17 protein-coding genes are annotated in these 21666 nt (G+C 62.9%); 1 reads left to right on the top strand and 16 read right to left on the bottom strand.

Going from position 1 to position 21666, the window contains the following annotated elements:
* Positions 1–2: 2 nt before the first annotated feature.
* The 3 genes from secDF to yajC all read right to left on the bottom strand — a co-directional run bounded on the left by secDF (position 3) and on the right by yajC (position 4170).
* The gene (gene secDF, locus ACYG9R_RS23765) at positions 3–2555 is read right to left on the bottom strand and encodes a protein translocase subunit SecDF (RefSeq protein WP_023729954.1); all 2553 of its coding nucleotides are present in this window, start codon (positions 2553–2555) and stop codon (positions 3–5) included.
* 218 nt (positions 2556–2773) lie between these two features.
* Positions 2774–3769 carry a SecDF P1 head subdomain-containing protein gene (locus tag ACYG9R_RS23760; RefSeq protein WP_023697614.1) on the bottom strand — a complete coding sequence of 332 codons (996 nt, stop codon included), beginning with the start codon at positions 3767–3769 and terminating at the stop codon, positions 2774–2776.
* A gap of 53 nt (positions 3770–3822) precedes the next feature.
* Entirely contained in the window at positions 3823–4170 is a 348-nt protein-coding gene (gene yajC, locus ACYG9R_RS23755; RefSeq protein WP_023667680.1) for a preprotein translocase subunit YajC, read from the bottom strand.
* Between the two features lie 271 nt (positions 4171–4441).
* Here yajC and ACYG9R_RS23750 point away from each other — a divergent pair, with 271 nt between their 5' ends.
* A complete protein-coding gene (locus ACYG9R_RS23750) occupies positions 4442–5317 on the top strand; it encodes an ATP-binding protein (RefSeq protein ID WP_023823010.1) in 876 nt (291 codons plus the stop codon).
* Between the two features lie 112 nt (positions 5318–5429).
* Here ACYG9R_RS23750 and ACYG9R_RS23745 read toward each other — a convergent pair whose 3' ends face one another.
* From ACYG9R_RS23745 to ACYG9R_RS23685, 13 genes are all read right to left on the bottom strand, one after another.
* The gene (locus tag ACYG9R_RS23745) at positions 5430–6932 is read right to left on the bottom strand and encodes a peptidoglycan DD-metalloendopeptidase family protein (protein WP_023823011.1); all 1503 of its coding nucleotides are present in this window, start codon (positions 6930–6932) and stop codon (positions 5430–5432) included.
* Between the two features lie 318 nt (positions 6933–7250).
* Positions 7251–7904, bottom strand: a complete 654-nt coding sequence (locus tag ACYG9R_RS23740; protein ID WP_023823012.1) for a protein-L-isoaspartate(D-aspartate) O-methyltransferase — start codon at positions 7902–7904, stop codon at positions 7251–7253.
* A 26-nt stretch (positions 7905–7930) separates the two neighbouring features.
* The gene (gene surE / locus ACYG9R_RS23735) at positions 7931–8692 is read right to left on the bottom strand and encodes a 5'/3'-nucleotidase SurE (protein WP_023823013.1); all 762 of its coding nucleotides are present in this window, start codon (positions 8690–8692) and stop codon (positions 7931–7933) included.
* On the bottom strand, positions 8692–9996 hold the full coding sequence (gene serS / locus ACYG9R_RS23730) for a serine--tRNA ligase (RefSeq protein ID WP_023823014.1): 1305 nt from the start codon (positions 9994–9996) through the stop codon (positions 8692–8694). The genes surE and serS overlap by 1 nt, the downstream gene beginning before the upstream one ends.
* A gap of 116 nt (positions 9997–10112) precedes the next feature.
* Positions 10113–10988: a twin-arginine translocase subunit TatC gene (gene tatC, locus ACYG9R_RS23725; RefSeq protein WP_023667686.1), complete on the bottom strand. Its 876-nt coding sequence runs from the start codon at positions 10986–10988 to the stop codon at positions 10113–10115.
* Entirely contained in the window at positions 10985–11725 is a 741-nt protein-coding gene (gene tatB, locus ACYG9R_RS23720) for a Sec-independent protein translocase protein TatB (RefSeq protein WP_023823015.1), read from the bottom strand. The genes tatC and tatB overlap by 4 nt, the downstream gene beginning before the upstream one ends.
* Positions 11726–11809: 84 nt before the next feature.
* Complete coding sequence (locus ACYG9R_RS23715) at positions 11810–12031, bottom strand: twin-arginine translocase TatA/TatE family subunit (protein WP_023681650.1); 222 nt, start codon at positions 12029–12031, stop codon at positions 11810–11812.
* A gap of 180 nt (positions 12032–12211) precedes the next feature.
* A complete protein-coding gene (scpB, locus tag ACYG9R_RS23710; protein WP_023823016.1) occupies positions 12212–12979 on the bottom strand; it encodes an SMC-Scp complex subunit ScpB in 768 nt (255 codons plus the stop codon).
* Complete coding sequence (locus tag ACYG9R_RS23705; protein WP_023667690.1) at positions 12976–13776, bottom strand: segregation and condensation protein A; 801 nt, start codon at positions 13774–13776, stop codon at positions 12976–12978. Before ACYG9R_RS23705 ends, scpB begins: the two co-directional genes overlap by 4 nt.
* A gap of 174 nt (positions 13777–13950) precedes the next feature.
* Positions 13951–14970, bottom strand: a complete 1020-nt coding sequence (nagZ, locus tag ACYG9R_RS23700; protein ID WP_023688217.1) for a beta-N-acetylhexosaminidase — start codon at positions 14968–14970, stop codon at positions 13951–13953.
* A gap of 133 nt (positions 14971–15103) precedes the next feature.
* Positions 15104–18520, bottom strand: a complete 3417-nt coding sequence (locus ACYG9R_RS23695; RefSeq protein ID WP_023823017.1) for an SPOR domain-containing protein — start codon at positions 18518–18520, stop codon at positions 15104–15106.
* 103 nt (positions 18521–18623) lie between these two features.
* Positions 18624–20387, bottom strand: a complete 1764-nt coding sequence (gene argS, locus ACYG9R_RS23690) for an arginine--tRNA ligase (protein WP_023823018.1) — start codon at positions 20385–20387, stop codon at positions 18624–18626.
* A gap of 62 nt (positions 20388–20449) precedes the next feature.
* Positions 20450–21664, bottom strand: a complete 1215-nt coding sequence (locus ACYG9R_RS23685; RefSeq protein ID WP_023681656.1) for a deoxyguanosinetriphosphate triphosphohydrolase — start codon at positions 21662–21664, stop codon at positions 20450–20452.
* Positions 21665–21666: the final 2 nt, after the last annotated feature.

The raw sequence follows: 21666 nt of genomic DNA, 5'->3' as shown, positions 1-21666 counted from the left end.
CGTCAGGTCGCCATGGCCTTGCCGCCACCAACCGGCTTCTCCTCATCGGCGCTCGCTCCCTGCGGCCTGAGCCTGAACAGGATCAGCAAGGGCGCTGCGATGAAGATCGACGAATAGGTGCCGAAGACGACGCCGAACAGCATCGCCATGGTGAACGAGCGGATCACCTCGCCGCCGAACAACACCAGCGCCAGCAGCGCCAGGATGGTCGTCACCGAAGTCAGCGTCGTTCTCGAAAGCGTCTCGTTGATGGCGTTGTTCAACAATTGCGGGAGCGGCATTCGCTTGTATTTTCGCAAATCTTCTCGAACACGGTCATAGACGACGATCGTGTCATTGAGCGAATAGCCGATAATGGTCAGGATCGCCGCCAGCGAAGACTGGTTGAATTCGAGCCCGGTGATGACGAAGAAGCCCAGCGTCATCACCACATCGTGCACCGTCGCCACGATCGCGCCGACCGCGAACTGCCATTCGAAGCGGAACCAGACATAGACCAGGATGCCGATCAGCGCGATGATCATGGCGATCGTGCCTTGCTTGGCCAGCTCGCCCGAAACCGTCGGGCCCACCACCTCGACGCGGCGAAAATCGTAATTGTCCTGGAGCTCGCCGCGCACCTTGTCGATGACGGTCTGCTCGGCGTTCTCGCCGCCATCCTGGGTGCCGACGCGGATCAGCACGTCGTTCGGCGCGCCGAATTGCTGGACCTGCACTTCACCGATGTTTAGCTCCGACAGCCGGCTTCTGATATCGCCAATATCGGCGTCGCCTTGCTTGGACTGCACCTCGATGATCGAGCCGCCCTTGAAGTCGATGCCGTAGTTGATGTCGATGGTCAGGAATCCGATAACCGACGCGATCGACAGCAGGCTGGACAGTGCGAAGGTCCAGCGGCGGATGCCCATGAACGGGATTTTCGTGCCGGCCGGAACGAAGGTCACCGGCGCACGCGGCAATTCCTTCGGACGCGCACGGCGCAGCCAGATCGACACCAGCAGACGGGTGAAGGTGAAGGCGGTGAACACCGTGGTCAAAATGCCGATGGCATAGGTGATGGCGAAGCCCTTCACCGGTCCGGTGCCGAGATAGAACAGCACGACCGTGGCAATCAGCGACGTCACGTTGGAATCCACGATGGTCGCCAACGCCTTGGTGAAGCCTGTGTCGATCGATTGGATGACCGAACGGCCGGCCCGTCGCTCCTCGCGGATGCGCTCATAGATCAGCACGTTGGAATCGACCGCCATGCCGATGGTCAGCACGATACCGGCAATGCCGGGCAAGGTCAGCGTCGCGCCAAGCAGCGACAAAACCCCGACGATCATCGCCACGTGCACGGCGAGCGCAATGTTGGCGAGGAAGCCGAGAAGTCCGTACGCGACGAACATGAAGGCGACGACGAGAATGGAGCCGATGATGCCGGCGACCTTGCCGGCATGGATCGAATCCTGGCCGAGGCCCGGGCCCACCGTGCGTTCTTCGATCACGGTCAGCTTTGCCGGCAACGCACCGGCCCGCAGCAGCACGGCGAGGTCGTTGGCGCTTTCGGCGGTGAAATTGCCTGAAATCTGGCCGCTGCCGCCGAGGATCGGTTCGCGGATCACCGGCGCCGAAATCACCTGATTGTCGAGGATGATGGCGAACGGCTTGCCGACATTCTGCTGGGTCGCCTGGCCGAACCGTGTCGCACCGCGCGAGTTGAAGACGAACGAAACCACTGGCTCGTTGTTTCGGGAATCATAAGTTGCGGTGGCCTTGGCAAGATCCTCGCCGGACACGATGACGCGATTTTCCACCAGATACGGAACCGGCGGATCGTCCTGCGAATAAAGCACCGAGGAGCCTGCCGGCGGGCGGCCGTTCAGCGCATCCTGCACCGACATCGAGGTATCGACCATCTGGAAGGTCATCTTGGCGGTCTGGCCGATGATCTCCTTCAGCCTTTGCGGATCCTGCAGGCCCGGCACCTGGACGAGCACACGGTCGTCGCCCTGCCGCTGCACGATCGGCTCGGTGGTGCCGAGTTCGTTGACGCGACGCTCGACGACTTCGATCGACTGCGCCAATGCGGCTGAGGTGCGGTATTTGATGCCGGCGTCGGTGACGGTGAATTTGAGCAGCCCGGCTTCGGAATCATCCAGGGACATTTCCTGGATGGAGCCACCGGTGAACAGGCCGGCGGCGACCGGATCGGTCAGCGGCTTAAGCGCCGTCTTAGCGGCATCGATCTGGGTTGGATCGGTGATGCGCACTTGTACCGTCCTGCCGGTGCCGCCAAGGCCGGTATAGCCCACCTTGGCATCGCGCAGCAGCGTGCGGATCTCGTCGCGCGTCGTTTCCAGCTGCGCCTTGACGAGATCATTCTGGTCCATCTGCAAGAGGATGTGCGAACCGCCCTGCAGATCGAGACCAAGCGTCATCTGCCGCTTCGGCACCCAGTTGGGCAATTGCGCCAATGTGCTGGCCGGGAAGAGATTTGGCGCGGCAAGGATGAATGTGACGGCCACGGCGATCCAGATCAGGATCATCTTCAGGCGCGAAAAATACAGCATATGGCGTTGTCCGTCAGGGCGTACTGGCGGATCGTTCCGCCGACAATTCGGTTATTTCTTGGCGTTCTTATTTGCCACCGGCTCGCCCTTAACCCGCACTTCGCCGATTGTCGAGCGCGCTGAGGTCAATTTGGCGCTGCCGCCGGCAGCGGTTTCGGCGTCAATCGCCTCTGTCGGTTCCCATTCTAATTCTGATCACCGCCGGGCGCTATCATGCGCTACTCGACTATTTTCAATTGTGCAGGCATCGGTCCGGAACGCAAAAGCAAGGCCAGATCATCGGCGTTCTCCTTGGTGAGGTTGCCCGATATCTGGCCGCGGCCGTTAAGAATTGGCTCGCGGACGACTGGCACCGAAAGCACTTGGTTGTCGAGGATCATCGCAAATAGCTTGCCGACATTCTGCGAGGTCGCCTGCGCAACGCGTGCCGTTGCCCTGGAATCGAAGGTGAACGAAACCGCCGGCTCATTTGTGACGGAGTTGGAAGTCGCCTGAGCATTGACAATGTCGTCACTGGAAACGATCGTTCGGCTCTCAACCAGATAGGGAACCGGTGGATCGTCCTTCGAATAAACCACCACCGAGCCAGCGGGCGTCCGGCCATTGATCGCATCAGCGACCGGCATCGACTCATCAACCCACTGAAAAGTCAGCATTCCGGTTCGGGTGAGAATTCTCCTCAGCCTTTGCAAATCCGCAACGCCCGAGGTCCGGACCAGCATACCGTCTTCGCCCTCTGGCCGCACTACTGGGTCGGCTACACCAAGATCACGCAGGCGATTCTTAATGACCACGATCGACTGCGCAAGCGCGATCGACATCCGATACTTGATACCTGTGTCTGTTACCGTGAACTTGAGCAACGCTGCTCCGGTATCATCCAGGATCACTTCCTGGACCGGACCAGCGCTGCCAAGGACAGGATCAGTCACCGCCTCCAATGCCATCTTGGCCGCGCCGACCTGAGCGGCGTCGGTGATATGCACCTGAACGGCCCGACCCGACTTAGCAAGACCAGTATAGCCGATCCTTGCATCGCGCAGCAGCGTCCTGATTTCGTCACGCGTCGCCTCCAACCGGCGATCGATCACATCGGTCGCGTCCAATCGAAGCAGCACGTCCGCGCCGGCAGCGTGAAGACTGGGCGCGTCGACGAGCATTGTGGCCATAGCAAGCCAGATCAGGATCATTTTCAGGCGCGAAAAATGGACCATACGCCGTCTTTGTCAGAGCTCTGCCCGCGGATCGCTCCGCTTGGGAAACTGGCTTACTTCTTGGCGTTCTGGTTGGCCACCGGCTCGCCCTTGACCCGAACATCGGCGATCGTCGAGCGCAGCGCCGTCACCTTGGTGCCGCCGCCAAGGTCGATCTCAAGCTCATTGTCGTCGATCACCTTGGTCACCTTGCCGACGAAGCCGCCGCCGGTGATGACCGTGTCGCCACGGCGCACGGCCGAGATCATCTCCTGGCGCTTCTTCAACTGGGCGCGCTGCGGCCGGATGATGAGGAAATACATGATCACGAAGATCAGAACGAACGGGAGTATCATGCCGATATCCCCGAACGGACCAAGCGGAGTTCCGGTAGCTTGGGCGTATGCCGGTGTGACGAACATCAAGAACTCCTGGTTACGAAGAAGGCCGTAGGGCGGCCTCGCCAAATTTGGCCGGAATATAGTGGGTAAAGTTACCAATGCAACTGCGCGGCCGGGCTTTCAGCTGCTTTTCCGGCCGGTTGACCCGTGTTAGAGCATGCTCCCGGAATACGGGCGTGGTTTTCGCAAAAGATCATGCCCAAACAAAAGCTTGGAACCAGTTTCTATCTCGCCCGGATCAAGACGATTTCGGCCCCTACGCACGTTCGTGCGGAAACATAAAAGACGAGACATGACCGACAGCACCATCGAGGCCCTGAACCAAAAGCTCGACCGCCTGATCGAGGCGGTCACCCGCCTCGCCCCGCCGCCGGTGCCGCAAACCGATCTTGCGGTTGCCGATTGCTTCGTCTGGCAGGCCGACCCCGGCTATCTCGAGCCGGTGCGCAAGGTCAACCGCGTCGACATCGGCCTGATCCGCGGCGTCGACCGCGTGCGCGACATTCTGGTCGAAAACACGGAACGCTTCGCCGCCGGCCATGCCGCCAACAATGTGTTGTTGTGGGGTGCGCGCGGCATGGGCAAATCCTCGCTGGTCAAGGCCGTGCATGCGCAGATCAACGCCCAGGCCAAATCCGACCTGCCGCTCAAGCTGATCGAGATCCATCGCGAGGATATCGACACGCTGCCCAGGCTGATGGGCCTGCTGAAGGCGGCGCCGTTTCGCTTCATCCTGTTTTGCGACGACCTCTCCTTCGACCATGACGACACCTCCTACAAGTCGCTGAAGGCAGCCCTTGAAGGCGGCGTCGAGGGCCGCCCGGCCAATGTCATCTTCTACGCCACGTCGAACCGCCGGCACCTGTTGCCGCGCGACATGATCGACAATGAGCGCTCGACCGCCATCAACCCGTCCGAGGCGGTCGAGGAAAAGGTTTCGCTGTCCGACCGTTTCGGCCTGTGGCTCGGCTTCCACAAATGTTCGCAGGACGAATATCTCGACATGGTCAACAGCTATGCCAGCCATCACGGGCTTACCATCGACCCGGAGCGGCTGCGCGCCGACGCCCTGGAATGGGCAACGACACGCGGCAGCCGCTCGGGTCGCGTCGCCTGGCAATTCACCCAGGATTTGGCCGGCCGGCTCGGCAAGCCGCTGAACGACTGATTGATTTCCGTCAGGTCACTGAAAAAGCCCGCCCCTTGCGGAGCGGGCTGAGCCGGCGGGCCGGACTGGAGGTCAGACGGCCTGCAAAACGTTTATTGTTCTATTCGCCCGACTATTCGAGATAGCCAGAGGGGTCGACCGGTGCCGAGTTCTTGCGCACTTCGAAGTGCAGTTTCGGCGAGTCGGTGGTGCCGCTCATGCCCGACAGCGCGATTTCCTGGCCGCGCTTGACCTTCTGGCCGCGCTGCACCTCGATCGACCTGGCGTGGCCATAGACGGTGACCAGCCCGTTTTCGTGGCGCACCAGCACCGTATTGCCGAATTCCTTGAGGCCGTCGCCGGCATAGATGACCACGCCGTTCTCGGCCGCCTTGACCGGCGTCCCCTCAGGCACGGCGATGTCGACACCATCCTTGCCGCCACCAAAATTGGAGATGACGCGGCCACGCACCGGCCAACGCATCTTGCCGATGCCGGTGGCATCGGGCGCAACAGCATCGTCGTCCTCGGCCTGCTGGATAACCTTGGCGTCCTTCTTCGGCGGCGTGTAGGTGGCGAGTGTCTCCGTCGGCTTTGCCGCCGGTTGGGTGGTCGCGGTCGTCACCGGATCAACTTTGGCCGGCTTGGCGCTGGCGACCGTTGCGGTGCCACCTGCCGGAACCTTCAGCGTCTGGCCGATCTTGAGCAGGCCGTCCTGCATGCCGTTCGCCTGCTTCAGCGCCACGACGCCGACGCCGGTCTTCCTGGCGATGGAGGACATGGTGTCGCCCGACTGGACCGTGTAGGTGCCCGCGCCGGCCTTTGGCGCGGCCGAGGCAGTCTGCGCCGGCTTGTCGGTCTTCGGCTTGTTCGCTGCCGAAGCGTCAACCTGCGCGGCGGACTTGCCGTCCTTGAGTTTCGGTTGCTGCGGCAGTACGGCGACCTTCTCCGGCGCCGGCGCCTTGGGGCTGTTTGACGGCTTGCCGTCGGCAAGTTTCGGCTCCGTCCCCTTGCTTGAATAGGCATAGGCCGGGATGACCAGTTTCTGACCGGTCTTCAGCCCCTTGGTGGCGCTCAAGCCGTTGACCTTCATGATCACGTCGGCCGGCACATGATAGCGATGAGCGATGCCGGAAATGGTCTCGCCGTCGCTGACCACGATCTCGGTCGCATGCGGCGTACCAGCCGCAACTGGTTTCGGATCGGAGTCACCGGCATTCTTGAACGGCCTCGCCGGCTGGACGGTGCCGGTGGTCGTTCTGTCGACATGCGGTGCCGGTGCAAGCGCCGGCGCGGAAGCGGTGCGCATCGGAGCAGCTTTGGGCGCGCTCGGCGGCGGCGGCTGCTGCTGGACGGTGACTGGCTCCAGGCTGGAGCGGCTGACCGACTGGTTATGGCTGCCATCGACAGGTGCCGCAGCGATCGGCTCGGCCGCCACATCGCCCGGATAGGGCTGCGCGGTGCTCTGCTTGTCGATGATGGCGCGCTGATTGTTGGTCGAGGAGGTGAAGACGTCGTCGACACCATTGAACCGCGAGACTTGGGAGCTACACCCCGCCGCCACTCCGGCTAGCATGAGGACAGCGCAGCCCCGCGACAGAGTACGCCCGTTTGCCTTCAAAACACTGAATTGCATCGCACTAACCCGCACAGACCCGGTACACACTGGTCATGATTAAAGCGCGTTAATGTTACTGGCGGGTTAACCCCGTAGAATCAGACGCAAATTTTCTTAAAACATTTTCGAATGCGCCGAAGCTGCGTTGATTCAGATCGGCCCGAGTCGAAAATGACAGGTTCTGAGAACCTACGCCGGCCGTAGCCTTCATAGAGCGGAGGCATTTATGACGGCTTCGGCCGGCGAAGGCCGGAGCGGAGCGTACTCAAACACGTGAGCATCGGATGCGCAGGAACCTGCCATTTGCAGGCCGGCCTCACCTGGATTTCAGTGCACCTAAATAACCGCCGCAACGCTGCGCAGGATCGGCTGCAGGCGCACGGTGCCGATATCCTCGCGCTCGAAGCGGCTGCCGACCTTGGTCAGCTTGGCCAGCACCTGCTCGCCCTCCTCCGGCCCGATCGGGGCAATGACGATGCCGCCGCTCGACAATTGGTCGAGCAGGAAGCGCGGCAGGCTGTCGAAAGCCGCCCAGGCTACGATGCGGTCGAACGGCGCTTCGTTGGCAAGGCCGTTGGAACCATCGGCCTGGCGCACGATGACATTGCCGATGCCGAGCGCCTCGAAGCGTTGCCTGGCCTGCTCGGCCAGCGTCCTGTAGCGGTCGACGCTGACGATGCGAGCCGCGAGCCGCGACATCACCGCTGCCGTGTAGCCCGAGCCGGTGCCGATCTCGAGCACCCGGTTGCCGGGCTCTATTGCCAGGGCCGCAATCACCGCCGCCTGCAGGTCGGCGCCCTCGATCGCCTCGCCGCACTCGATCGGCAGCATCCCGTCCGACCAGGCGATCGAATGGAACTGGCCGTTGAGGAAGCCGCGCCGCGGCGTCGCCTCGAAGGCTGCGATCAGCGCCTTCGGCACCGCGCCTTGGCCGCGCAGGCGCAGCAGGAAAGCGGCAAAACCCTCGCGATCGTCGAGCGGCAAGTTCATGCCAGAACCTTCTTCATGCGAACACCTTATTCAGACAGCGCCTTGGTCAGTTGGTCACGGATTTCATGCGCGGTGAGGTCAAGCTGCAGCGGCGTCACGGACACGAGCCGGTTGTGCAGAGCATGGAGATCGGTGCCTTGCTTGCCCTCGACCGGCTCGCGGCCGAAGCGCAGCCAGTAATAAGGCAGGCCGCGCCCGTCGCGGCGCTCGTCGACCCAAAGGCTGTGCACCAGCTTGCCCTGCGACGTCACGACGGTGCCGGCAACCTCGTCAGGCAGGCAGTTGGGAAAGTTGGCGTTGAGCAGCACGCCGTCCGGCAGCGGCATGGCGACGAGCTTTTTCAGCAACGCCGGCGCCAGCGCCTCGGTGGTCTCATAGGGAACGACGCGGTCCTCGCCGACATAGGAATAACCCTGGCTGAGTGCGATCGAGCGGATGCCGAGCAGCGCGCCTTCCATGGCGCCGGCGACGGTGCCGGAATAGGTGACGTCGTCGGCGATGTTGGCGCCGGAATTGACACCGGACAGGATCAGGTCCGGCGCGCCAGGCAGGATCTTCTTGACGCCCATGATGACGCAGTCGGTCGGCGTGCCGCGCACGGCGTAGTGTTTCTCGCCGATCTTGCGCAGCCGGAGCGGCTCCGAGATCGACAGCGAGTGCGCGTAGCCGGACTGGTCCTGCTCCGGCGCCACGACCCAGACATCGTCCGACAGCGTGCGGGCGATGCGTTCGAGCGACGCCAGGCCCTCGGCATGGATGCCGTCATCATTGGTCAGGAGGATGCGCATTACTTCGATTCGATCTTCGCCAGACCGCCCATATAAGGCCGCAGCACTTCAGGAATGGTTACGCTGCCATCCTCATTCTGGTAGTTTTCGATGACGGCAATCAGCGCACGGCCGACAGCGGTGCCCGAACCGTTCAGCGTGTGCACAAAGCGGTTGCCCTTGCCATCCTGGTCCTTGTAGCGGGCATCCATGCGCCTGGCCTGGAAGTCGCCGCAGACCGAGCAGGACGAGATTTCGCGATAGGCGTTCTGTCCCGGCAGCCAGACCTCGATGTCGTAGGTCTTGCGCGCGCCAAACCCCATGTCGCCCGTGCACAGGACCATGGTGCGGAACGGCAGCTCCAGTCGCTTCAGCACCTCTTCCGCGCACTGCGTCATCCGCTCGTGCTCGGCGAGCGAAGACTCCTGGTCGGTGACCGAGACCAGCTCGACCTTGTAGAACTGGTGCTGGCGCAACATGCCGCGCGTGTCGCGGCCGGCGGAGCCCGCTTCCGAGCGGAAACACGGCGTCAGCGCCGTATAGCGCAGCGGCAGCTTTTCATGGGCCGTGATTTCTTCGCGCACCAGGTTGGTGAGCGGGACCTCGGCGGTTGGAATCAACCCGAGCCGGCCATCGCCATGCTGCACGAAGAACAGGTCGTCCTCGAATTTCGGCAGCTGGTTGGTCCCGAAAAGCACTTCGTCGCGCACCATCAGTGGCGGGATGACTTCTTCATAGCCATGCTCGGTCGTGTGCAGATCGAGCATGAACTGGCCGATGGCGCGCTCCATCCGCGCCAGCCCGCTCTTCAGCACGGTGAAGCGTGATCCCGACAGCTTTGCCGCCCGCTCGAAATCCATCATGCCGAGCGCTTCGCCGATCTCGAAATGCTCCTTCACCCAGTTCGGCCGAGTCGGCACCTCGCCGACGATATGCTTGACGACATTGTCGTGCTCGTCCTTGCCGACCGGCACGTCGTCGAGCGGCACATTCGGCAGCACCGCCAGCGCATCGTTCAGCGCCTTGTCGAGCTCGCGCTCGCGCGCCTCGCCATTCTGGATGAAGGTCTTGATATCGCCGACTTCGGCCTTGAGCTTTTCGGCAAGTGCCGTGTCGCCCGAACGCATGGCGTTGCCGATCTCCTTCGAGGCGGCGTTGCGGCGTTCCTGCTTGGTCTGCAGCTCGGTGACGTGCTCGCGCCGCGCTTCGTCCTTCTTGATCAGCTCATCGGCCGTGGACTGCGCCTCGTCAGCCGACCACGAGCGCTTGGCCAGCGCCTCGACAAGGGCCTTCGGGTTGTCGCGAATCCATTTGATATCAAGCATGGTTGGTTCGTCCTCAGAATAAGGCTGAGGGGGTAAACCGCATCCTTCATCGATGCAAGATGAGGGTCAGCGGCTGTCGCGTTTTTCCGCTAACGCGGATACCCGAACGCGACAGCCTATGAACGAGCCTGCTTTGAGGACGCGTCCGCCGCCTTTTCGGCCACGGCTTCGGCGGCTTCCTGCTTCTCGCGCGCCAGCTTCTGCTTGACCTGATCGCGCTCGATCAGCCGGGCCGCCCAGATCGACACCTCGTAGAGCAGGATGGTCGGGATGGCCAAACCGATCTGGCTCATCGGATCAGGCGGCGTCAGGACCGCCGCGACGACGAAGGCGATGACGATCGCCCATTTGCGCTTCTCGGCCAGCGCCTTCGACGACAGCATGCCGACGCGCGTCATCAGGCTGGTCACCACCGGCAGCTGGAACACCAGGCCGAAGGAGAAGATCAGCGTCATGATCAGGCTGAGATATTCCGACACTTTCGGCAGCAGCGAAATCTGCACCTGGTCGTCGGTGCCGGCCTGCTGCATGGCGAGGAAGAACCACATCACCATCGGCGTGAAGAAGAAATAGACCAGCGACGCTCCCATCAGGAACAGGATCGGCGATGCGATAAGGAACGGCAGGAACGCGTTGCGTTCGTTCTTGTAGAGGCCTGGCGCGATGAATTTGTAGATCTGCGTGGCGATCAGCGGAAAGGCGATGACCATGCCGCCGAACATGGCGAGCTTGACCTGGGTGAAGAAGAATTCCTGCGGCGCCGTATAGATCAGCTCGACCTTGTGCGGATCGAGCCCGGCCCACTGCGTGGCCCACTTGAACGGAACGACCAAAAGATTGAACAGCTTCTTGGCAAAGAAGAAGCAGACGAGGAAGGCGACGAAGAAACCGCCGATCGACCAGATCAGCCGCCGGCGCAGTTCGATCAGATGCTCCATCAGCGGAGCCGACGACTTCTCGATCTCGTCCTTTTCGCTGTCCGTAATGCTCACTTGGCGGCCCCCGCCGTCTTCTTGGACGCGGGCTTCGTGGCCGGCGCAGGCTTCGGCTCAGCCTTTGCGACTGCCTTCGGTGCCGCAGCGGGCTTGGTGGCGGCTTTTCCGGGTGCAGCCTTGGCGGGCGCCGCTGACGGCTTGGCCGCAACCTTCGCCGCAGGCGCCGGCTTTGCCGGTGCTGCCTTGGCTGCCGTTGTTTTGGTTGCCGGGGCCTTTGATATCGCAGCCCCCTTGGCGCGCGCGTTTCGTGGCGCTGCCGTTGCTGCAGCCGGTGTCACCAGCGCCTCGTCGGTCATCGCCGGAAGGATCGGCGCCGCCGGCGCTGTTTCCGGTCCGTTGACACCCGGCATCACCGTTGCGCCGTTCTTGAGCGGCTCGGCCGCCTGTGGTGTTTCTGCCGCCGGCGTTGAGGGGTCGACGGCGGGCTTCGGCTTCATAACCGCATCGACGCCGGAGCGAACCTCGGCTGCCGCCTGTTCGAACGGATTGAGCTGCTTGCGGATCTCGGCCGCCGGATTGAGGCCGCGCAGCGTATCGACCGACTTCTTGACGTCGTCGAGCTCGGCTTCCTTCAGCGCCTCGTTGAACTGCTTCTGGAAGTCGGAGGCCATGGCACGCAGCTTCGCCGTCGTGCGGCCGAAGGTGCGCAGCATATTGGGCAAATCCTTGGGTCCGACGACCACGATCATGACGATCGCGATCACCAGCATTTCGGTCCAGCCGACTTCAAACATGGCAATCAGTTCCGACTAGTGCTTGTCGCCCAAAAGTGCGAAGCGGTTTGGGGCAACGACTTGCAAAAGCAACAAACCTTCGGCTCAGCTCTTGCTGGCCTTTTCCTTCACTGCCGAAACGGTCTCGTCCGGGCGGTGCTCGACGGTGCGCTTGTCTTCGGCGGTATCGTCGTCGGCCATGCCCTTCTTGAAGCTCTTGATGCCCTTGGCCATGTCGCCCATCAGCTCGGGTATCTTGCCGCGGCCGAACACCAGCAGCACGATCACCAGCACGATCATCCAGTGCCAAATCGAAAATGAACCCATTGTAACTCTCTCTCGAATGTTTTCCCTGGCGATGATCTATGCGTTTTCGCGTTGGGATTCAAACACAACAGCGACAAAGTTTATGAAGGCGCGGCTTATGTCACGCATTTTCGGCAAAGCTGCCCGCTACCAATCGGCGCATCTACCGCAGCAATGCAGCTTTTTGACAGCCGCTTGCGGTCAATCTTCCGTGACGCGCGGCGTCAGCAGGCCGAGTTCCTCGAGATCGATGTCGGTCAACGCATCCTCGTCCTCGGTCAGCGCGTCCGGATCGGCCGGCGGCAACGGGATGGCGAAATTCGACGGCATTCGGCCGGAAAGCAGCCCTGCCCCCTTCAGTTCGTCCATGCCGGGAAGATCGCGGATATCCTCCAGTGCGAAATGGTCGAGGAAAGTGTCTGTCGTGCCGTAGGTGACGGGACGGCCGGGCGTGCGGCGGCGGCCGCGCATGCGCACCCATTCCGTTTCGAGCAGCGTATCCAGCGTGCCCTTCGAGGTCTCGACGCCTCTGATGTCCTCGATCTCGGCGCGCGTCACCGGCTGGTGGTAGGCGATGATCGCCAGCACTTCGAGCGCCGCGCGCGACAGCTTGCGCTGCTGCACCGTGTCGCGGCTCATCAGGAAGGCGAGATCGCCGGCGGTACGGAAAGCCCAGGCATCGCCGACCCGGACCAGATTGACGCCGCGCCGCGCATAGATCTGCTGCAGCTCAGCCATGGCAGCGGCAATGCTGATGCCATCGGGCAATCTGGCTGCGAGCTGCTTTTCGCTGACCGGCTCGGCGCTGGCGAACACGATCGCCTCGGCCATGCGTATGGCTTCGGCCATATGCAGCCGTTCGCCAGGATTCAGAAGCAGGGTATCAATCGGGTCCTGGGCGATAATGCCCTCCTCGGTCTCTTCTTCGACCTTGAACGGAATGACCGAAGCGTTGGCGCGTTCGCTCATGATGCCACCTCGACTGCCTTGATTGGTTGCGCGCGGCCGCGCAGATAGAGCGGCGCGAACACCTGGTCCTGTCGCATCTCGATGCTGCCTTCGCGCACCAGTTCCAGCGACGCCGCAAACGAGCTGGCAATCGCGGTACGCCGTTCGTCCGGGCTGGTCAGGTAATTGATCAGATAGCTGTCCAGCGCCGTCCAGTCGCGCAGCGAGCCGATCAGCCGGGTCAGGATATCGCGCGCATCCTTGAGCGACCACACGCCACGCCGGGCAATTGTCACATTGGTGATCGCCTGTTTCTGGCGCTGCTGCGCATAGGCGGTGAGCAAATCGTAGAGCGAGGCCGAATAGGCGTTACGCTTCTCGACGATGACCATCTCAGGCATGCCGCGTGCAAACACGTCGCGGCCGAGCCGGTTGCGGTTGACCAGCCTTGCCGAGGCGTCGCGCATGGCCTCCAGACGCTTCAGCCGGAACTGCAGCACCGCGGCCAGTTCCTCGCCGCTTTCGCCTTCTTCGCCGGGCTGCTTGGGGATGAGGAGCTTCGACTTGAGGAAGGCCAGCCACGCCGCCATCACCAGGTAGTCGGCGGCAAGCTCAAGCCTTAGCGCCCTCGCCGTCTCGACGAAGGTCAGATACTGCTCGACCAGCGCCAAGATGGAAATCCGCGACAGATCGACCTTTTGGTTGCGGGCGAGATGCAGCAAGAGATCGAGCGGACCTTCGAACCCGGCGACGTCGACGACAAGCGACGGGTCGCCGGTGACCCGTGAATCGTCGTTCTCGGCCCACAGACGGTCCATCGGTGCGGCCTTCGCAGCCTTGCTGTCCAATGTTTCCGCCACTTGTTCCTTTACCTCTGGTTAGAGCATGATGCCGAAAAGTGTGAAACGGTTTTCGGACGACATCATGCTCTCTCTATCTAATTTAGAGACGGATTCAGATTTCAGGTCGAACAGACCTGAAATCATCCGTCTCTAGGCCACCGCATCGAAATAGGTGGCAAACTCGGCGCGTATCTCGGTTTCGTCGGCCCGGTCGCGATCCCTTATATAGGTCAGCGCCCGGTTGGCGCGCTCCAGCGACGTCCCTTCAAGTCCCGTGGTTCGCGATGCGATGCCTGCCATCTCCTCGAAAACGCCATTGCAGTGAAGGACCAGATCGCAGCCCGCCGCAAGGATCGAGGCCGCCTTTGTCGGGAAATCCCCAGAAAGTGCCTTCATCGAGGTGTCATCGCTCATCAACAGCCCGTCGAAGCCGATCTCGCGGCGGATGATCTCGTCGATGACCTTGCCTGAGGTGGTCGCTGGGTTGTTCGGATCGATGGCGCTGTAGACGACATGCGCCGTCATCGCCATCGGCAGATGGCTAAGCTCGCGGAACGGGGCGAAATCATGCCGCTGCAGGTCGCTCAGCGAGGCATCGACCACAGGCAGTTCGAAATGCGTGTCGGCAAAGGCGCGCCCGTGACCCGGAATGTGCTTCATGACCGGCAGCACGCCGCCCGACATCAGCCCTTCCGCCGCCGCGCGGCCGAGTTCGATGACCGGGCGCGGCTCCTTGCCATAGGCGCGCGCGCCGATGACGTCGCTGGCGCCCTCGATCGGCACGTCCAGCACCGGCAGGCAATCGGCAGAGATACCGTAGCGTAACAGGTCGAAGGCATGCAGCCGCGCCATCAGCCAGGCAGCGCGGGTGCCGGCATCATGGTCCTTGCGCCACAATGCACCGAGCGCGCCGCCGGCGGGATAGTTCGGCGCCAGCGGGGGCCGCAGGCGCTGCACCCGGCCACCTTCCTGGTCGATGAACACCAGCGCATCGGGGCGCCCGATACAGTCGCGCATTTCGGCGACCAGATCGCGGATCTGCTCGGTTTCGCCGATGTTGCGCGCAAACAGGATGAAGCCCCACGGGCATTCATTGCGATAGAAACGGATTTCTTCGCGGGTCAGCGATTTCCCGGCACAGCCGAGGATCATGGATTTTGATTCGGTCATTCCACCAGTTTAGGGCTTCGCGCCGGCAAAGGGAATCTCCCCGGACGGCAAGCGCCTCAACCTCTCGCCCATCCACATGAAAAAGCCGGCGCGACCGTTGGGAACGCACCGGCTCTGATAATTGGATCCGGCCTTACCGAGACACGAAGCAGTTGCCGCCGGCAGCCTTGTAGCTGGTGCACAGATTGATCGCATCGTTGCGCGATTGCGCAGGCACCCGGACACGGTAGAAGGTGCCCTTGCCGGCGATCTCCGCCTTGACGATGTTGGCGGTGCGACCGGCGAGCACATTTCCATAGCGGCGCTGCAGGTCGGCGTAGTTGGCCTGGGCGCTTTCGACCGTCGGCTGCGAAGCGATCTGCATCGACCACGAACCGCCCGATGTCGAAGCCGTCGCCGGGATGGAGGCAACCTGGTCGGGCTTGACCTCGCCGACCACGTCGACCGGCTGGTCGGACGGGCGCTGCGGCGCTACGGCAACCGTCTGCGGCGTGTTGGCGGACTGGGTCTCAGCCTTCGGCGTGGCCGCCGGCTTCACCGGCTTGACCGGCTTGGCGGTCTCGGCACTTGCCTGGTCGCTATTTGCCTGATCGGCAGGCGCCACGGTGCCGGTCTGCTCGGCATCGGCCGAAGGGGCGACGTGCTGCGGCGCCGGGTCAAGCGGCTCAGTCGCCGCAACCTGTGGCGCGGCCGGCGTCGAGTCCTCGCGGGCCACCAACGAGCCGTCGGGCTTGACCACCATGGTCCGCACCTTGCGCGGGGCAACGGCGACCGTATCGGGGTTCTTGTCGGCTTCCTGCAGCACCTGAGCGATGCGGTCCTCGGACTTTGGCGCCGGCGCGACAGCCGCGTCGGGGTTGACGGCAGCTTCGGGGTTGCCGGCAGCGTCGGGGCCTGGGGCAGCGTCGGTATCGTCGGGCGACAGATCGACGACGCGGCTTTCAGGCTCCTGCGCCTTCACATCGACCGGCTCTTCGGTGTTGGTGACCAGCTTCTCCTGAACCGGCTCGGCCGGCTTGGTGCCCTTGGCGACCGCATCATAAACCTTGTTGTCCTGGTTCGGCACCACGGCGCCGCCCGGATTTTCGGGCTTGACCTTGATCGGCCTGTTGTCGGCTTTGACAATGACCGGCGCATCGCTGCCGCCCTTTCCGCCGAACGACAAGGCGAAGGCGCCAAGGCCGCCGGCAATCGCAACCGCAGCAACGACCCCCGCGACCAGCAGGCCGCTCCTGCGCGGCCGTGCGGCTTCCTGCTCGGCGAGGCCCGGCACCGCCATTGCCTCGTCCAGATCCGGATCGTAGTCGAGTTCGTCGACCGCGAAATCGTCGGCCTGCGAAACCGGCTGGCTGCCGGGCAGATCGTCCATGTCGAAGCCGCCGGCGGCATCGGCGTGGTGAGCTTGCGTGGCTGCAAGCACTTCGGCTGGCCGCGCCGCATAGGCGCGCTGGTCGAGCTCGTGGCCCGAACTGAAGCCGGAACTGTAGGAATCGTCATCATAGCCGGCACTGCGTGCGGCAGTGGGCGGCGCCACTTCCACCGCGTTCATCTCGTTGAGCATGCCGGCGAATTCGGCGTCGATGTCGTCATAGGCGGCCGGCTCGTCTTGCTCGAAGCTGAGTTCTGGAATGTCGAGGTCGTCGGCAATCGCCACCACACGCTCCGGCACATCGACCGTCTCGACATCCGGCATCTCGTCATAGGCCTGAGGCGGCGCCTGGCGCGATGGCGTCGGCGCCGCATAGGCAGCAGCTGCAACCGGCTGGTCGCGATAGCTTGGCGCTGCCGCCGGCGGCATGGACGGCTTTTCTGCAAAAGAAGGTTGCGGCTGCGCTGCAAAGGAAGGCTGGGCCGGGGTGGGAGTCACGCGGCTCCACGAACGCGCCGGCTCCGGCGGCGTCGAGCGCCAATCGCCAGCGACCGGTGCTGCCGTGTCATTACCGAGATCGATGCCCTTGGCGAGCGCCGCATCGAAGGCATGATCATCGAACTCGATCTCGGGCTCATGGCCCTCGAGTTCGCCGGCAAGCAGATCGTCGAAATCGGCATCGTCCGCCCGGACCTCCTGAGGAGCCGGCGCGTGTTCGTCCAGGTCCCAGTCGAGATTATCGACCGGAGCGACCGGCGTTGCGACGGACCGCTGCACCGGGGCAACCGGCTCATAAGTCCTGGCGGGCTCGATGGCGGCAGCCCTGGTGGGCTCGGTGACGACCGGAAACGGCGCGACTGGCGCCGGGCGTGGTGTGGTCATGGCGCCAAGCAGCGCGTTGAGTTCATCTTCCAACGTCCGTTCGTCAGCGACCGGAGCGGCCGGGGTCGCCATATTGGTAGGCGCCACATAGGCTGGTGCGACCGGAGTTGGCTGAACCGGAGTGGGTGCGATCTCGGCAACCGGCTCGTGATCGGCAAGCGCATCATCGATGCTCAGATCGAAATCGTCGAATGCTTCGTGCGCAGTCTCATGAGAGGGGCTGGCCTCCACAGTCCAGGCCGGCGTCTCGTTCACTTCCGGCGCATCCATCTCAACCGGCGCGCTGGCCTGCAGATCGCTGACATCCAGATCGCGCTCTTCCGGATCCTCGGCCTCAACAGGCTGAGCCTCGAAAGCCTGAGGCTCGAAATGCTCGGCCGCAAAATCCTGGGCTGCAAAATCCTGGGCTGCAAAATCCTGGGCCGCAAAGTCCATGTCGACATCGGCCATCGCGTCATCGAAATGACCCGCAAAATCCTCGTCGGCAACAGCGTGGTCGGCGGAGCCGACGGCGTCGAAGGTATGGATCGGCGCCTCGGCTACTGGCGCGGCATACTGGTCCTGCGCCGGCGCAGGACCGTCCAGCGTCAGCTCGTCTTCCAGCGACATCGAGACGGCATTGTCGAAATCATCGTCGAACGCGAGATCGTCGGCAGGCGCAGCAGCAACCTGCGCGACATCTGCGGCATGGGCGACGGTCGCATCGTCATCGAGCAGCAACCCCTGCTCGAGCGAAGCGGCAAGCTCGTCATCCATCGGCAGGTCGTCTTCGAGCGGCGATACGTTTTCCAGTGAACTGGCCACGGCATTGTCGAAATCGTCATCGAATGCAGCTTCGTCGAATGCGGGCTCGGCAAACCAAGGTTCGGCAACCGAGGGTTCAACGGGAGCAGCCGCAGCCTGCGGGGCAGCGCCGAAATCCAGATCGGCGGCATCGTCGAAGACGAAATCATATTCCAGCGAAGCAGCCAGCGCATCGTCCATCGCGGCATCGGTGGTTTCGAAAGCCGGCTCGCGAATCTCGGCAGCAGGTTCGTAGGGCTCAGCGGCAGGCTGGTGAACCTCGGGAGCTGGCTGGCTGGCCTCCATGGAACCGACTTCATCGCCGAATTCGCCCATCAACTCCTTCTCGAGGTCGATGTCGAAATCGCCCTCGTCCGCAGCCGTCTCGACGGCTGGCGCCTGCGGCTTGACCGGCTGGCGCGGATCGAAACCCATGATCCTGGTCAGTTCAGCGAACGGATCATCTTCGGCGATGTCGTTGTTGTCGGCTACTCTCAGCTGGGTTCTGTCTGCCATTATTGTTCCCGAACTCGCACTCATTCGGACGCCATGGACGTCGCGTAGGGTTGGCCCTTACCAGCGCAATGTGGGCAAATGGTGACAGGTGTTTTAGTTAAACCTAACGCATCTCAGTGGGCGCATCAGCCCCAATCAGCGTCAGGCCGGAGGTCAAAACATCCGAAACAGCCTGCACCAGCCCTAGTCTGGCATGAGTCAATTGTCGGTCGTTAACCTTAACAAAACGTAAGTCGGCATTCTCGGTGCCCCGATTCCAGTGTCCATGGAAGCTGGAAGCCAGATCGTAGAGGTAGAATGCCAGCCGGTGCGGCTCCAGCGCAAGGGCCGCAGATTCGACCAGCCGGGGATATTCAGCCAGCTTCCGGATCAGGCCGATCTCGCCCTCGTCGGTGAGCGACGCCGAGGCCGCGGCCAGGCTGTTGCGGTCGAAATTGGCCTCGCCCAGTTGCTCGCTCGCCTGCCGGAACACCGAATGACAGCGCGCCGAAGCGTACTGCACGTAGAACACGGGATTGTCCTTGGACTGTTCGGTGACCTTGGCGAAATCGAAGTCGAGCGGCGCGTCGCTCTTGCGGTAGAGCATCATGAAGCGGATCGCATCGCGGCCCACCTCCTCCACCGCTTCGCGCAAGGTCACGAAGTCGCCCGACCGCTTCGACATCCGAACCGGTTCGCCATCGCGAAACAGCTTCACCAGATTGCACAGCAGCACCGTGAGTTGCAGCTTCAGATCATCGCCTGCAATCGCCCGCGCCAGCGCTTCCAGCCGCTTGACGTAGCCGCCATGGTCGGCGCCCAGCACATAGATCAGGCCGACGAAACCGCGGTCGACCTTGTCCTTGAGATAGGCGACGTCGGCGGCGAAATAGGTGAACGAGCCGTCGGACTTGACCAGCGCCCGGTCCATGTCGTCGCCGACCGCCGTCGAGCGAAACAGCGTCTGCTCGCGGTCTTCCCAGTCGTCCGGCTTCTCGCCCTTGGGCGGCGGTAGCTTGCCCTTGTAGATATGGCCTTTCAGCGTCAGATCGTTGATCGCCGAGCGGATTTTTTTGGCATTGTCGGCATGCAGCGTGCGCTCGGAGAAGAAAACGTCGTGATGCACATTGAGCAACGCCAGATCCTCGCGGATCATCACCATCATGGCGTCGATCGTGCGGTCCTTGACGATTGCCAGCGACTCATCGTCGGGCATCTGCAAGAGCTTGCGGCCAAATTCGGCAGCCAGCGCCTGACCGACCGGCACAAGGTAATCGCCGGGATAGAGGCCGGCCGGTATCTCGCCAACGTCGTCGCCCAGCGCTTCGCGGTAGCGCAGGAAGGCCGAACGCCCGAGCACGTCGATCTGCGCGCCGGCGTCGTTGATGATGTATTCCTTGGTGACGTCATAGCCGGCGAAGGCCATCAGATTGGCGAGCGTGTCGCCGACAACCGCGCCCCGGCAATGGCCGACATGCATCGGCCCGGTCGGATTGGCCGAGACATATTCGACATTGGTCTTCTTGCCGCCACCAATGGTCGAGCGGCCGTAGTTTTGCCCCTCGCCGAGCACCGCGGTCAGATGTGCCTGCCAGAAAGCGTCCTTGAGCCGGAGATTGACGAAGCCGGGACCGGCGACGTCGGCTTCGGCAACATCGGCGTCGCTGCGCAGCACTTCCACCAGCCGCTCGGCCAGCGCCCGCGGGTTGTGCCCTGTCGGCTTGGCCAGTACCATCGCCGCATTGGTGGCGAGATCGCCATGGCTGGCGTCGCGCGGCGGCTCGACGGCGATGCGCGACAGGTCGGGCGAAACGCCATTACTGTCTTTCAAATCAAGCGCTTCGACGGCTTTTGTGATTCGCGCGCTGAAATCGGCGAAGATGTTCATGGGTCTTGCTCTGGCGGACTGTGCAGGGGAACCGGCTCATTGGCCGGCAAATCGCGCCCGCCCTAGCTTAAATCGGGCGTATGGTCAAACAGACGGCGGTGTTCCTTCAAGGCGTAGGTATCCGTCATCCCCGCCAGGAAATCGGCGACGCTGCGCGCCTTGATGCGGTCCTCCGCCCGGTCGAGCCCCTCCCGCCAGCCGTCCGGCATGGCGCGCGGATCGGCGAAATAGACATCGAACAGGTCGCGCACGATCTGCTCGGCCTCAGTGCGAACGCGCATCACCTCGTCATGCCGGTAGAGATGCTTGTAAAGAAAGGTCTTCAAATCCTTCTCGGTCGCCGCCATGTCTGCGGAAAAGGTCACCATCGTCTCGCCCGCCGCCCGCACCGCTTCGGCGCTGTCAGGCTTGATGCGCTCCAGATTGGCGGTGGTGGAAACAATGACGTCCTCGACCATCATCGTGATCTGCCGGCGCATCAGCTCATGGCCGGTGCGCACATCGTCCAGGCCCGGATAGCGCGCGCGCACGCTTGCCAGGATCGATCCCGGCAGCGCCACCGTTTCCAGCATGTCCAAGGTCAGGAAGCCGGAGCGCAGGCCGTCGTCGATGTCATGGGTGTTGTAGGCGATATCGTCGGCGATCGCAGCACATTGCGCCTCGATGCCGGCGAAATGGTCGAGTTCGAGGTTGTGCAACTCGGAATAGTCGCGGATCGCCTGCGGCACCGGGCCTTTGAGCCCTTTTCCCTTGGCGTCGGTCAGCGGGCCATTGTGCTTCACCAGGCCTTCCAGCGTTTCCCAGGTCAGGTTCAGCCCGTCGAACTCGGCATAACGCCGCTCCAGCCGCGTCACCACGCGCAGCGACTGCGCATTGTGGTCGAAGCCGCCCCATTGGGCCATCCGCTCGTTCAGCGCGTCCTCGCCGGTATGGCCGAACGGCGTGTGACCGAAATCGTGCACCAAGGCGACCGCCTCGGCCAGATCCTCGTCGCCGCGCAGCGCTCGCGCCAGAGCCCGCGCAATCTGCGCCACCTCGATCGAATGCGTCAGCCGGGTGCGGTAGTGATCTCCTTCATGGGCGACGAACACCTGCGTCTTGTGCTTCAGGCGGCGGAAGGCAGTCGAATGAATGATACGGTCGCGGTCGCGCTGGAATGGCGTGCGAGTCGGGCTCTCGACCTCGTCATAGAGCCGCCCGCGCGACCTGGCTGGGTCGCTGGCATAGGCCGCGCGCGGCCGATAGCCGAACCCAATGTCGCCAAGCTCATTTGTCATGG

It is taken from the genome of Mesorhizobium sp. RSR565B (assembly GCF_054719465.1).
Note: the sequence above shows the minus strand (reverse complement) of the source record. Positions and strands in the feature narration are given on the sequence as shown.

What these genes read in the sequence shown, in the direction of transcription:
- argS (WP_023823018.1), bottom strand. Translation starts at nt 20,387, where the DNA reads ATGAACATCTTCGCCGATTTCAGCGCGCGAATCACAAAAGCCGTCGAA.
- tatB (WP_023823015.1), bottom strand. Translation starts at nt 11,725, where the DNA reads ATGTTTGAAGTCGGCTGGACCGAAATGCTGGTGATCGCGATCGTCATG.
- scpB (WP_023823016.1), bottom strand. Translation starts at nt 12,979, where the DNA reads ATGAGCGAACGCGCCAACGCTTCGGTCATTCCGTTCAAGGTCGAAGAA.
- ACYG9R_RS23760 (WP_023697614.1), bottom strand. Translation starts at nt 3,769, where the DNA reads ATGGTCCATTTTTCGCGCCTGAAAATGATCCTGATCTGGCTTGCTATG.
- surE (WP_023823013.1), bottom strand. Translation starts at nt 8,692, where the DNA reads ATGCGCATCCTCCTGACCAATGATGACGGCATCCATGCCGAGGGCCTG.
- ACYG9R_RS23685 (WP_023681656.1), bottom strand. Translation starts at nt 21,664, where the DNA reads ATGACAAATGAGCTTGGCGACATTGGGTTCGGCTATCGGCCGCGCGCG.
- ACYG9R_RS23705 (WP_023667690.1), bottom strand. Translation starts at nt 13,776, where the DNA reads ATGGACCGTCTGTGGGCCGAGAACGACGATTCACGGGTCACCGGCGAC.
- serS (WP_023823014.1), bottom strand. Translation starts at nt 9,996, where the DNA reads ATGCTTGATATCAAATGGATTCGCGACAACCCGAAGGCCCTTGTCGAG.
- yajC (WP_023667680.1), bottom strand. Translation starts at nt 4,170, where the DNA reads ATGTTCGTCACACCGGCATACGCCCAAGCTACCGGAACTCCGCTTGGT.
- ACYG9R_RS23695 (WP_023823017.1), bottom strand. Translation starts at nt 18,520, where the DNA reads ATGGCAGACAGAACCCAGCTGAGAGTAGCCGACAACAACGACATCGCC.
- ACYG9R_RS23715 (WP_023681650.1), bottom strand. Translation starts at nt 12,031, where the DNA reads ATGGGTTCATTTTCGATTTGGCACTGGATGATCGTGCTGGTGATCGTG.
- ACYG9R_RS23750 (WP_023823010.1), top strand. Translation starts at nt 4,442, where the DNA reads ATGACCGACAGCACCATCGAGGCCCTGAACCAAAAGCTCGACCGCCTG.
- ACYG9R_RS23740 (WP_023823012.1), bottom strand. Translation starts at nt 7,904, where the DNA reads ATGAACTTGCCGCTCGACGATCGCGAGGGTTTTGCCGCTTTCCTGCTG.
- ACYG9R_RS23745 (WP_023823011.1), bottom strand. Translation starts at nt 6,932, where the DNA reads ATGCAATTCAGTGTTTTGAAGGCAAACGGGCGTACTCTGTCGCGGGGC.
- secDF (WP_023729954.1), bottom strand. Translation starts at nt 2,555, where the DNA reads ATGCTGTATTTTTCGCGCCTGAAGATGATCCTGATCTGGATCGCCGTG.
- nagZ (WP_023688217.1), bottom strand. Translation starts at nt 14,970, where the DNA reads ATGACCGAATCAAAATCCATGATCCTCGGCTGTGCCGGGAAATCGCTG.